Here is a 12,875-nt window from a genome sequence, read left to right on the forward strand (position 1 = left end):
GAGGGATTAAGCCATAGGTTTGAAAAAAGGATAGGGAGTGGTTCTTTGAAACCTTCGACTAACCGGATGTTAAACCGCATCAAATGCATCTACATGTTTATTCGTAATAACGGGACTGTCACGACGCAAGAACTTGTAGAGGAATTTGGTATCACTCCTCGCACCATACAACGAGATTTAAATGTCTTAGCCTATAATGACTTGGTAATAAGCCCAAGCCGCGGAAAATGGACAACAACGGAAAAGAAAGTAAAAATGTCATCGTAAACAAAATGTCTAAAGATAAATTCAGCAACCAAGCATGTGATCCTAATCACGTGCTTGGTTGCTTTTATTTTTTTTGTAAGGTTTAATAATCTATAAAACTATGTTATAGTAGGATAGCGCTTTAGTACTTAAAAGCGTTTAAGTAGAGAAGAATTTTAATAAGGGCAGGCTCATCATGAAACATAACAATCAGGATTTAAAAAAAGGGTTATTACCACGACATGTTCAATTTATGGCGTTGGCTGGAATGATAGGCACGGGTATTTTTAAAGGTAGTTCCGATACGTTAAACATAGCCGGTCCCAGTGTTGTGATTACCTATCTAATCGGAGGACTATTATTATTTATCGTTATGGCTGCATTAGGAGAAATGGCGATTGCCTTCCCCAACAACAATGTACAGCTCCTCCTTCATAAAGCGTTTGGCTTTCAGGTTTCGTTTATCACAGGCTGGCTCTATTGGATCAACTGGACCATTGTGATCATTGTAGAATTACTGGCTGCCGGGAGCTTTTTGCAATTTTGGTATCCAACCATGCCGTTATGGCTTCTGAGTCTTATTTGTGCAATTGGAATCATCGCGATTAATTTGGTTGATGTCAAATACTATGGGGAACTGGAGTTTTGGTTTGCCAGTATTAAAATCCTAGCATTAACGGCATTTATTATATTGGGAGCATTGATTATATTCGGGCTATTTCCAAGTAATATCGAAAATCCCCTTCAAAACTATACGGGAAATGGAGGATTTTTCCCGCATGGTATCAGTGGAATGTTAAGTGCATTCTTAGTCGTCATGTTTTCCTATGGCGGGGCTGAATTAATTGGGGTGGCAGCTACAGAAACAAAAGATGCTGAGCGTGTCATGCCAAGCATTGTAAAAGGGGCAGTATGGCGTGTTATTATTTTCTACATCTTCCCAATTTTGATTATTTGCGGAATTATGCCTTGGAATCAAGTTACAGGTGTAGATAGTCCGTTTGTCCAAGTGTTTAGCATTGCAGGGCTCCCAGGGGCTGCTCATGTGATGAATTTTGTCTTATTAACCGCAGTTCTTTCGGCTGCCAATTCAGGTATTTATGCAACATCGAGAACACTGTTTTCAATGGCGAAAAGTGGGGTTGCTCCTAAGCAGTTAATGAAAACAACAAAAGCTGGGATACCACTTACAGGTCTATTGATAACTACCATCTGTTTACTCATTGGCGTTTTCTTAGCGTACTTGACTCCTGGACAAGTTATTAGTTATCTAATGACGATCCCCGGCTTTACGATAATGATCGTTTGGATTGGAATTTGTGCGGCTCAATTAAAGCTTAGACCACAATATAAAGTGAAACCGTCGTTTACGGTAAAATGGTTCCCCGTTACAACGATTATTGCGATTGTCGCTTTGAGTCTTATCTTTATTGGTTTTATGCTGAATCCTAATAATCTCATCGGCACTTCAACCAGTCTGGTTACAATAGGTATACTTATCCTATTATCCTTTTCCGTACGAAAAGGGATTAAAAAATAGCAAACAGGTCACATAGAACGTTCTATGTGACCTGTTTTTTTGTTGGAACAAACTCAATCTTCTCGAAAAAGCTCGTGAAGAAATCTTTTTCGATTTTCAAGGAAGTATTTGGTGATGGTATAGTGATCCGTTTCTTCATAATCAATTAGTGATATTTCTCCATCATCAAAGCTATAGATTTGTGCTTCTGGATATCCCAATAGGATCGGTGAATGTGTCGCAATAATGAACTGGGCATCTCCTATAGAGGCTAAGTCATGAATAATTTTCAAGAGGGATAATTGTCTTGCCGGGGATAGTGCTGCTTCTGGTTCATCTAACAGATAAATCGCTTCTCCGTTAAACCGATTCACAAATAATGACAGGAATGACTCACCATGGGATTGTTTTAATAGGGATTTTCCACCATAATCTCTAAACCCTGTCATATCGACTTCTTCCAGATGCGTCGCAAAATGGTAAAACGATTCTGCCCGTAAAAAGAATCCATTTGTTACTTTTGGCAACCAGGAAAGCCTTATGTATTCACTTAGTTCCGAACCAGAATCATACACCTCATAATTATTATTCCTGCTTCCACCAGCCGTATTAAAATCACATTTATCTGCGATTGCCTCCAATAAAGTTGACTTTCCCGATCCATTTTCGCCGACAAAGAAAGTAACATTACTAGTAAACTCTAATTCATTTAGACTTTTTACTGAGGGAATCGTAAAGGGATAGCTTTCGTTAATTGGGAGCCGTTCTTTTAATAATGAAACTTTCCGTAAGAACATACATACCTCCGCTTAAGTTTTTTGCTGCTCATCCCCATTTTACACGATTTGCCACATTCGATTAAACAAAAAAACAGCTTTACTTTTTTGTAAAGCTGCGCACTTTCCTTTTGGTGACAATTCGATAGATGAAGGCTAAGATGATGATCGTCATTTATTGAACAATATTCTTCCCATAAAAAATTTCATCCATTTCTAGCTTTAGCCTTTCAGTAATTTCAATATGTTCTTCAGGAGATAATTTTTCTTTTGTATAACCAAATAAATAGTTATTTAAATCAAATTCGCGAAGCTTACACTTTGTATGAAAAATATTCTCCTGATAGACATTCACATCAATCATATCAAAAAGTTCACCAACATCGTCTGGAATATAATTCTGAATCGAGCTTATTTCGTGATCAATAAAGAGCTTGTACCCATCCTTATTTCTCGTAAAACCACGCACACGGTAATCAATTGTCATCACGTCAGTCTCAAACGCTCGAATAAGATAATGCAGAGCTTTAAGCGGTGAAATCTCTCCACATGTCGAGACATCAATATCTGCCCTAAATGTACTGATTCCTTCATCGGGATGGTATTCGGGATAAGTATGAACCGTGATATGACTTTTATCTAACTGCATAACAACGGACTCTGGCAATGGCCCAGGTGACTCCTCAAAAGACTCCGATGGGGCATTGACAACAGGACCCTCTGAAACCAACAGTGTGACGCTCGCACCCGCTGGTTCAAAATCCTGACTCGCTACATTTAATACATGCGCCCCAATAATATCCGACACATGGGTTAAAATTTTTTGCAATCTGTCTGCGCTGTATTGCTCATCAATATATTTTACGTAAGCTTCTCGCTCTTCTCTTGTTCGCGTATAGCAAATATCATACATATTAAAACTTAATGACTTGGTTAGGTTATTAAATCCATGTAATTCAATAACATGCTCATGTGAAAGTTTGATGATCATTTCCCCCTTACTCTGTAAATATCTTTAGATTACCCATTTTTATTAATTGTTACTTATTTTTCTGAAATGAACATCAAATAATCGTATTTGAATAGCTCTAGTTTGGAGTTTATTTATAATTATTATAATTTAGTATTTACTTTAAAATAATATATGTTATAATTAAAACAGATAAGAAATTGGAGGTATGAATCATGACAAAAACAATGACTTTAGAAGAGGTAACAAATCTACAAATTGCAAACTGGAATATGTTATATACAAAGCTTCACCGTTATCACTGGTATGTAAAGGGGCCACATTTCTTTACCTTACATGCTAAATTTGAAGAGTTATATGATGAAGCCGCAGAAACGATTGATGAATTGGCTGAACGTTTACTTAGTATCGGCGGGAAACCTATCTCCACATTGAGAGAATATATTCAATTCGCAACGATTGAAGAGTCTACTGATGTATTAACGTCTGAAGAAATGGTACAAACCATTATCAATGATTTCTCACTTATTATTGCTGAATTAAAAATAGGAATGGCAGTTGCGGAACAAAATGAAGATGAAATTACTAGCGGGATGTTCGAGGACTTAATTGAAAAACTAGAGAAACATAACTGGATGTTAAATTCTTTCTTAGCTGCATAGTAAAAGGACAAGGCATGATGCCTTGTCCTTTTACAAGTTATTTCACTTGATACTCCTTTAATAACTCTACTTCCTCTTCCGTTAATTCTCTATATTCTCCAAGCTCTAATGTTTCGTCAAGTGGTAAAGGCCCCATTGAAATCCGCTTTAAATAGACAACCCTTTTTCCAACAGCTTGAAACATTCTTTTCACCTGATGAAATTTTCCTTCGGTGATGGTCAGTTCAATGTCTGAACGGATACCGGACTTTAGGATTATTAAATCTCCAGGCTTCGTTTCATAACCGTCATCAAGTGTTACCCCTTTTGAAAACGCCGTAATATCCTCTTCCGTAACTTCACCATCAATCACTGCAAAATAAGTTTTTGGAACATGCTTTTTCGGTGAAAGCAACCGATGAGCTAATTGGCCATCATTTGTAATAAGTAATAATCCCTCTGTATCCTTATCTAACCGTCCAACTGGGAAAGGCTCGTACACTTGATCCTCGAGTTCCAATAAATCGATCACCGTCTCTCCGACGCTGTCCTCGGTCGCAGACAAAACACCTTGTGGCTTGTTCATCATCAAATAGATAAATTCCTTATATTCAATCACTTCTCCATTTAATGTGACGGATTGGTTATTTGTATCGACATGCTGCTTCGCATCTTTTACGACAACATCGTCAACCTTAACCGCACCACTTTTTAAAAGCTGTTTCACTTCTTTCCGGCTTCCATAGCCGAGATTGGCTAACATTTTGTCTATTCGCAAAATAAGCACTCCTTTTCTAGGAGATTAAATTGGCAATCTTAACTTTTTCTTTATTCGGTCCACTCTATCACCAAATAGTTTGTTAACAAGTCCCGATTTTAATCCTAGGTAAAAATAGATAACTGCCCCTACTGCGGCACAAATTACAATAATCATGATTGATTGAAATTTGGACTCCGGTGAAAGGAACATTAACAGCAGTTTGTACACGATGCTCGTACCTGCCCACATTAGCGCACCAAAGATCACAATTAACAAGCTTCTTCTCCACACAAATAAGAATGGATAGCTTGCATATTTTTTGATTACAAAGAATTGGATTAATATCGCTGCTAAATACCCGAGTGCTGTTGCTAATACGGCACCCTTTGTTTCAAACATTTTTATGAGCGGGATATTTAGGGATAATTTTATTAATAATCCAACTAACAAACTTAAAACCGTATAACGCTGTTCATTGATTCCTTGGAGTATCGAAGCTGTCACCAAATACAAAGCAAATAAAATTGCCACGGGCGCATAAACTTGAAGAACTTCGGTTCCAAGTATTTTGTGCTCATAAAACACGGTGTAGACCGGCTCGGCTAATAACGAGAGACCAATTGCTGCTGGCAGTGTTAAGTACAGCAATACTTGGAATGCTTGGTTTAGCTGCAGATTTAAACCTTTTCGGTCATTTTCCACAAAGGCCTTGGTGATACTTGGAACAAGCGCCAGGGAGAAACCAGTTGCAAGCGATACCGGAATGATGACAATTTTGTGTGATTCAAAGTTCATGATGGAAAAAGCTGCTTGGGATGCTTTTAAACTATGTCCCAGCTCTGTCATCGCCCTTGTAAAGGTGAATTGGTCAATCAGTTGGAATAATGAGTTGGCAATCCCTACGAATACAAACGGAGCGGCATAAACGAAAATTTCTTTATACATTTCCCCCAGTGACACATTTACAGTCCCTTTATCGTGCTCCAACAACTGATCAAGATGCGGTTTACGTTTAAACCAGTACCAAAATAATACGACCAAGCTCCCTATTGCTCCCACAAACGCTGCGAATGTTGCAACACTTACCGCAGTTACAATACTTCCATTTAGGAATTGAACAACAATAAATGCACCGCCAAGGGTGAAAGCAATTCGAACAATTTGCTCCACTACTTGTGATACGGCCGATGGCCCCATTGATTGGTGTCCTTGGAAGAACCCACGAATCAAACTCATAAAAGGGACAACAATTAAGGCAAAACTTACCGCCCGGATGACGGTGGTGATATCTTCTATGTTGCTTTCATTACCTTTATCATCGGGTATGACCATATCAGCCATTATTGGAGCCGATAAATACAAGAATACAAAAGAAGCAATCCCTGTTAAAAGCATAATTAGCAAACCGGACTTAAATAATTTTCGGCCTACTGCGTATTCTTCAAGAGCGTTATATTTTGAAATGAATTTTGAAACCGCAAGCGGCACCCCAGCCGTTGCGATGCTGATAAAAATTGTATAAGGTATGTAAGAATATTGATATAGTACCGTTCCCTCAGAGCCTACGATTTGATAAAAAGGAATAACATAGAGTAGGCCAAGTACTTTGGAAAGAATCGTACCCAAGGTTAAGATAAATGTTCCTCTTATAAGCTTCGACGACATAAAATCAGGATCCCTTCTATCTGAAGAAAGTTCGTGCGCATATGAACAAGGTTATTCGACCTTTTTTGCACACTATTAGTAGTTTACCTCTCTTTCCCTTGCGATGCTACTCACAACTTAGTGAATTTCATTAAAAATTGTTGACGCTCGTTTTCTTTTAAGATGGATGGGAAATGGTTATAATGAAGTGTTATCAATATACATAAAGTTGGTGGATCAATGGAATTTGATGTAGTTGTGATTGGCGGTGGGCCATCAGGTTTAATGGCGGCGATTGCTGCCGGGGAAAAAGGAGCAAAGGTGCTGTTAATTGATAAAGGAGACAAGCTTGGGCGAAAACTCGCCATTTCTGGTGGCGGGCGCTGCAATGTGACCAATCGCCTCCCTATTGAAGAAATTATTAAACATTTACCTGGGAACGGTAAGTTTCTATATAGCGCCTTTTCGATTTTCAGCAACGAAGATATTATTGCCTTCTTTGAAAAATTAGGTATTGAGCTAAAAGAGGAAGACCATGGCCGAATGTTTCCAGTCTCCAATAAAGCTCAATCTGTTGTGGATGCGTTACTAACCCAATTAGAAAAGCTAAAGGTAAAGGTATTTACTAATAGCCCTGTTGCAAACGTTATTTATAGAGATGGCCAGGTTGCAGAAGTATTATTGAAGAACGGTTCGAAAATCGGGGCAAAGGCAGTAGTCATCGCTGTTGGTGGAAAATCTGTCCCACACACTGGTTCAACCGGTGATGGCTATTCCTGGGCAGAAAAGGCTGGTCACACCATAACTGAGCTATTCCCTACTGAGGTGCCTGTCACCTCCAACGAGCCATTTATCAAAAATAAATCATTACAAGGTCTTTCCTTAAGGGATATCGAGTTAAGTGTGTTAAACCCGAAGGGGAAACCGCTTATCTCCCATCGAATGGATATGATATTTACCCATTTTGGCTTAAGCGGGCCTGCTGTTCTCCGCTGCAGTCAATTTGTCGTGAAGGCTTTGAAAAAATCGAAGCTGCCAGAGGTATTGATGAGTCTCGATGCGCTTCCTGATCGGAAGGAAGAAGAAATTTTTCAAGAGATTATCAAGCTGGTAAAAAGTGAACCGAAAAAAAGTATTAAAAATACTTTAAAGGGATTACTTCCAGAACGATATCTTTTGTTTTTATTAGAATTTAATGAGATTGATCCTTCAGAACAAGGAGCAACCATTTCAAATGAGAAAATTCGTAGTTTCTCAAAAAGCTGCAAGCAGTTTTTCATAAAGGTCAACGGTACTTTACCTTTAGAAAAAGCTTTCGTGACAGGTGGAGGCGTTTCCGTTAAAGAAATCGAGCCACAAACAATGGGCTCGAAATTAATGGGCGGATTATATTTTTGCGGTGAGATCCTTGATATTCATGGTTACACAGGTGGTTATAATATTACCTCGGCTTTAGTAACAGGAAGACTTGCAGGCACTAATGCTGCTCTTTCGGCTAAAAAACATTATCAGGCCTGACAATTATTGTCAGGCTCTGTAAATGATCATGGCTGAAAAACAATAGATTTGATCTTCCTCTTCGTCCTCAGGCAGGGCAGCAACATTGTATTTAATATCGAGTAATTTTTGTTCATCCAGCCCCTTTAAAAAACGATTCATTTCCTTCTCCAAATCCTTTTCATGTTCACGATCAAATAGTTTTACCTGAATCATCGGAATCTCCTCTTTTCCTTTTTACTACCATCCTTTCCAATTTACTGAATTTTTAAAATAAAAAAACGACTCCATATAGGAATCGTTTACTTAGTTTCTCCGGACCACTCAAGCATGCCACCGGTCATATTACGGACTTTATAGCCTTGATCTTGTAAATAATGGCAGACGTTTCCGCTACGGCCACTGGAGCGGCAAATAAAGATATATTCTTTATCCTTATCAAAATATTCAAGGTTTGCCGGAATATCCCCCATGCGAATATGCTTAGCACCCGGAATCATTCCTTGTGCCACCTCATGGTCTTCCCTAACATCAACAAGCTCCAGTTTCTCCCCTTGTTCAAGCTTCTTCTGGAGCTCCTCAGGAGTAATTATTTTAATTTCTTCCATAGTAAATCCATCCCCTTTTTAGAGAGAAATGGCCCCCTATGAACAGGGGGCATTTCTTAAGTTTTAATTTGCTACGATATTCACTAGTTTACCCGGAACTGTAATTACTTTGCGAATCGTTTTTCCTTCGATTTGTTCCTTCACACGGTCATCATCCATAGCAATACCTTCTAGCGCTTCCTTACTGGCATCAGTAGGAACCATCAACTTAGTCTTAACTTTTCCGTTCACTTGAATAACAATCTCTACTTCATCATCCACTAATTTAGCCTCATCATATGCTGGCCATGCTTCATAAGATATTGTACCGCTATGTCCTAGCTTTTCCCAAAGTTCTTCTGAGATATGAGGAGCTACTGGTGCAAGCATTTTAACGAACCCTTCCATATAACGCATCGGAAGAACCGTGGCTTTATTCGCTTCGTTAATAAATACCATCATTTGTGAAATCGCCGTATTGAATCGTAAGCCTTCGTAATCCTCGGTTACCTTTTTGACGGTTTGGTGATAAACCTTTTCCAAGTTAGAAGCTTCTTCATCCTCTTGGATTTTTGGATTTAACTCCCCATTTTCTTCCACCAATAAACGCCAAATACGATCTAAGAAACGACGGGAACCGTCTAAACCATTTGTAGACCAAGCAATCGATGCGTCAAGTGGTCCCATAAACATTTCATACAAACGAAGAGTGTCGGCACCATGGCTGGCAACGATATCATCAGGGTTGACAACATTTCCTTTAGATTTACTCATTTTTTCATTGCCTTCGCCTAAAATCATACCTTGGTTGAAAAGCTTTTGGAAAGGCTCTTTCGTTGGCACTACACCGATATCATACAAGAATTTATGCCAGAAACGTGCGTAAAGTAAATGAAGTACCGCGTGCTCCGCACCGCCAATGTAGATATCAACCGGAAGCCAGTGATTTAATTTTTCCTGTGCAGCCAGTGCTTGATCATTTTTAGGATCGATATAACGTAAATAGTACCAGCAGCTGCCCGCCCATTGTGGCATCGTATTGGTTTCACGGCGGCCTTTTTTACCAGTTACCGGATCCACTACATTTACCCATTCTTCGATATTTGCAAGCGGTGACTCACCAGTACCAGAAGGTTTAATATCTTTTGTTTTTGGTAATGTCAATGGTAGCTGGTCGTCAGGTACCGCTGTCATTGTTCCATCTTCCCAATGAATAATTGGAATTGGCTCGCCCCAATAACGCTGACGGCTAAATAACCAATCACGTAAACGGAACGTAACCTTCTTCGTACCAATACCTTTTTCCTCTAACCAGGCAATCATGTTTTGAATCGCTTCTTCTTTATTTAAACCATTTAAGAACTCAGAGTTAATGTGCTCGCCGTCGCCAGTATAAGCTTCGTTTTCGATATCGCCGCCTGCGACTACCGCTTTAATCGGTAAACCGAATTCTTTGGCAAATTCATAATCACGCTCATCATGTGCCGGAACCGCCATGATTGCACCTGTACCATAACTTGCTAATACATAGTCCGCAATCCAGATTGGCATTTTTTCACCATTAGCAGGATTGATGGCATAGGCTCCTGTAAATACGCCCGTTTTTTCTTTTGCAAGATCTGTCCGTTCAAGATCACTCTTCAACTTCACTTTATCCAAATATGCATTTACAGCTTCTCGCTGCTCTGCAGTCGTAATTTTATCAACAAATGAATGCTCAGGAGCAAGAACTGCATATGTTGCACCGAATAATGTATCTGGACGAGTAGTGAATACCGTGAAAGTTTCATCATGTCCATCAATGTTAAAGGTTACTTCCGCACCTTCAGAACGGCCGATCCAGTTACGCTGCATTTCCTTTAAGCTTTCTGGCCAATCTAATTCTTCTAAGTCTTCAAGTAATCGGTCACCGTAAGCCGTGATTTTCAACATCCATTGCTTCATTGGACGGCGTTCTACCGGATGGCCGCCGCGCTCACTTTTACCATCGATTACTTCCTCGTTGGCAAGAACAGTACCTAATGCTGGGCACCAGTTCACCGCTACTTCATCGATGTATGCAAGGCCTTTTTCCCATAACTTTAAGAAGATCCATTGTGTCCATTTATAATAATCTGGATCTGTTGTATTTACTTCACGATCCCAGTCATAAGAGAAACCAAGAGATTTAATTTGTCTGCGGAACGTATTAATATTTTGCTCCGTAAATTCTGCTGGATCATTACCAGTGTCTAAAGCATATTGTTCTGCTGGCAGACCGAATGCATCCCAGCCCATTGGATGCAGCACATTGTAACCTTGCATCCGTTTCATCCGTGAAAGAATATCGGTTGCGGTATAGCCCTCAGGGTGACCCACGTGAAGTCCTGCACCTGATGGATATGGAAACATATCTAGAGCGTAGAATTTTCTTTTCTCGAATTCTTCACTCGTTTTAAATGTCTTTTCATTTTCCCAAAACTTCTGCCACTTTTTCTCGATTTGCTGATGATCGAAACTCATTTCAGTTTCCTCCTAAAAAAAATTAAAAAAACCCCTCATCCCAAAAAGGGACGAGAGGATTATCTATGTATCTCCCGCGGTACCACCCACATTAGTGTTAAAAACACTCGCTTCATTATCCTTAACGCGGAGAACGGCAAGCATTACTTAACATTTCATGCCTGCGACTCATAGGCGAGTTCATGATCTACCCGGTTGACTTCCACCAGCCGTCAACTCTCTAAAGGCGGGAATGTATCATTACTACTCCTACTCACTGTCTTTCACTATACAAGTATTACGGTTATTGTATTAAATTTTCATACAATATGCAAGTGACCAAGCATAACTGCAGTTTTGCCTGAAAAAATTTTATTTAAACATAATATTAAAACCGGCACCATTTGGTACCGGCTTCGATTAAATATTTAACGCAACCTGTTTTTCTTGTTTTATACGTCGATCATATATGAGTGTTGTCCCTATCGAAAGGACGAATAGCGCGATCAAAACGTAGAATAACGCAGACATGCTATATAGATCGACGAGCATACCTCCGAGCAATGGTCCAATCATTCTGCCGCCAGTGGCTGTACTGTTTACAATTCCTTGATAGAATCCTTCCCGGCCTTTTGGGGCTAGGTCGAAAGCGATCGTAGGAACAGCCGGCCAAATGAACATTTCACCAATTGTTAAAATAATCATCCCTACAAGGAATCCTGAAAAGGCACTAGCATTTCCTGCAACGAGAAAAGCAACAATAAAAATCGCAATCCCGATTAAGATTTGCACCTTTAAGGAAGTGGCCATCCGTTTCAGCACTCCATTTAACAGCGGCTGCCCAAGTACAATTAGCGCACCGTTTATCGTCCATAATAAACTGTACTGGGTTAAAGAAATATTAATCTCCTGTGTATAGGAAGCAATCGTAGATTGCCATTGCACGTAGCCTACCCAGCAGAGTAAGTAACCGGTGCAAAGAATAAGCAAAGCTTGCAGATTATATCGATTTTTCACAATAGCTGTATTTTCTTGCTTAGTGGCTTGTGTCGTAGAATCGACAGAAATTCCGCGATAGCCAAAAACAGCAATAAGCAAGAAAACGACATACATGATCATATTCGCAAGGAAGATTAAATCGAATGAGTAATCAGCAACCAATCCTCCAAGAGCTGCACCAATCGCGACTCCAAGGTTTTGGGCGACATAGATGGCGTTAAAGGCTTTCCGTCCGCCTTCTTTCCACACCGAACCAGCCAATGCATACATAGCTGGAAAAATGACTCCTGTTCCAAAACCGATAATAATTTGAAAAACAATATATTCTGGCCAACCATGCCAAAATGTTAAACCAACAAGCGCTGCTAACGTAATACAGATTCCTAGAAGAATAGATTTATATCCTCCTATTTTATCAAAAAGACTGCCGCCAATAAGATTTCCAATCACACTGGCTCCTGCATTTAACATCAACACAACGCCTGCCATCGATAATGATTTACCTAAATGATCGTGAATATAGATGGTATTCAATGGCCATAAAAAAGAAGAGCCAGTTACATTCACTGCCATCCCAATGATCAAAAGCCATAAGGCACGCGGCATGAAAAACGCTCCTTTAACATAAAAATATTTCGAGTTCCAAAGGATATTGTAGACTGATTTAAGGTTCCATGCAATCTATTTTTCTTGGTGCTAGCTGATATTTTAGATAAGTTTTCATAGTATAATATTGGTGTTTAATAAAATATTAG

At 39.4% G+C, this 12,875-nt stretch carries 12 protein-coding genes and 1 other annotated feature; of the genes, 4 read left to right on the top strand and 8 right to left on the bottom strand.

Annotated features, from left to right (window positions below; genetic code table 11):
- Window positions 1-45: 45 nt before the first annotated feature.
- A complete protein-coding gene (locus ACWM35_RS07615; RefSeq protein ID WP_173058944.1) occupies window positions 46-267 on the top strand; it encodes a DeoR family transcriptional regulator in 222 nt (73 codons plus the stop codon).
- Between the two features lie 175 nt (window positions 268-442).
- The gene (locus tag ACWM35_RS07620) at window positions 443-1,786 is read left to right on the top strand and encodes an amino acid permease (protein WP_454816981.1); all 1,344 of its coding nucleotides are present in this window, start codon (window positions 443-445) and stop codon (window positions 1,784-1,786) included.
- Between the two features lie 53 nt (window positions 1,787-1,839).
- Here the strand turns inward: ACWM35_RS07620 and ACWM35_RS07625 are convergent, their stop codons facing one another.
- Window positions 1,840-2,562, bottom strand: coding sequence for an AAA family ATPase (locus ACWM35_RS07625; RefSeq protein WP_454816983.1), 723 nt, complete (start codon window positions 2,560-2,562; stop codon window positions 1,840-1,842).
- A gap of 154 nt (window positions 2,563-2,716) precedes the next feature.
- The gene (gene speD / locus ACWM35_RS07630) at window positions 2,717-3,532 is read right to left on the bottom strand and encodes an adenosylmethionine decarboxylase (protein WP_454816985.1); all 816 of its coding nucleotides are present in this window, start codon (window positions 3,530-3,532) and stop codon (window positions 2,717-2,719) included.
- 194 nt (window positions 3,533-3,726) lie between these two features.
- Here speD and ACWM35_RS07635 point away from each other — a divergent pair, with 194 nt between their 5' ends.
- Window positions 3,727-4,173, top strand: a complete 447-nt coding sequence (locus ACWM35_RS07635) for a Dps family protein (protein WP_454816987.1) — start codon at window positions 3,727-3,729, stop codon at window positions 4,171-4,173.
- Between the two features lie 37 nt (window positions 4,174-4,210).
- On the opposite strand, the gene ACWM35_RS07640 is transcribed toward ACWM35_RS07635, so the two are convergent.
- Together ACWM35_RS07640 and ACWM35_RS07645 are read right to left on the bottom strand one after the other, a co-directional pair.
- Complete coding sequence (locus ACWM35_RS07640; RefSeq protein ID WP_454816989.1) at window positions 4,211-4,930, bottom strand: pseudouridine synthase; 720 nt, start codon at window positions 4,928-4,930, stop codon at window positions 4,211-4,213.
- Between the two features lie 24 nt (window positions 4,931-4,954).
- Window positions 4,955-6,577 (bottom strand): putative polysaccharide biosynthesis protein, encoded by a 1,623-nt coding sequence (locus tag ACWM35_RS07645; protein ID WP_454816991.1) that lies wholly within the window; start codon window positions 6,575-6,577, stop codon window positions 4,955-4,957.
- Between the two features lie 219 nt (window positions 6,578-6,796).
- Between ACWM35_RS07645 and ACWM35_RS07650 the strand changes: the two genes are divergently transcribed.
- On the top strand, window positions 6,797-8,074 hold the full coding sequence (locus tag ACWM35_RS07650; RefSeq protein WP_454816993.1) for an NAD(P)/FAD-dependent oxidoreductase: 1,278 nt from the start codon (window positions 6,797-6,799) through the stop codon (window positions 8,072-8,074).
- 9 nt (window positions 8,075-8,083) lie between these two features.
- On the opposite strand, the gene ACWM35_RS07655 is transcribed toward ACWM35_RS07650, so the two are convergent.
- The 4 genes from ACWM35_RS07655 to ACWM35_RS07670 all read right to left on the bottom strand — a co-directional run bounded on the left by ACWM35_RS07655 (window position 8,084) and on the right by ACWM35_RS07670 (window position 12,726).
- The gene (locus tag ACWM35_RS07655) at window positions 8,084-8,269 is read right to left on the bottom strand and encodes a sporulation protein Cse60 (protein ID WP_454816996.1); all 186 of its coding nucleotides are present in this window, start codon (window positions 8,267-8,269) and stop codon (window positions 8,084-8,086) included.
- Between the two features lie 86 nt (window positions 8,270-8,355).
- Window positions 8,356-8,661: a rhodanese-like domain-containing protein gene (locus ACWM35_RS07660; RefSeq protein WP_454816998.1), complete on the bottom strand. Its 306-nt coding sequence runs from the start codon at window positions 8,659-8,661 to the stop codon at window positions 8,356-8,358.
- A 63-nt stretch (window positions 8,662-8,724) separates the two neighbouring features.
- Window positions 8,725-11,142, bottom strand: coding sequence for a leucine--tRNA ligase (leuS, locus tag ACWM35_RS07665; protein WP_454817000.1), 2,418 nt, complete (start codon window positions 11,140-11,142; stop codon window positions 8,725-8,727).
- A 43-nt stretch (window positions 11,143-11,185) separates the two neighbouring features.
- Window positions 11,186-11,408, bottom strand: a binding site (T-box leader).
- A gap of 133 nt (window positions 11,409-11,541) precedes the next feature.
- Window positions 11,542-12,726, bottom strand: a complete 1,185-nt coding sequence (locus ACWM35_RS07670; RefSeq protein WP_454817002.1) for an MDR family MFS transporter — start codon at window positions 12,724-12,726, stop codon at window positions 11,542-11,544.
- Between the last annotated feature and the right edge of the window lie 149 nt (window positions 12,727-12,875).

The organism is Neobacillus sp. K501, from assembly GCF_053749995.1.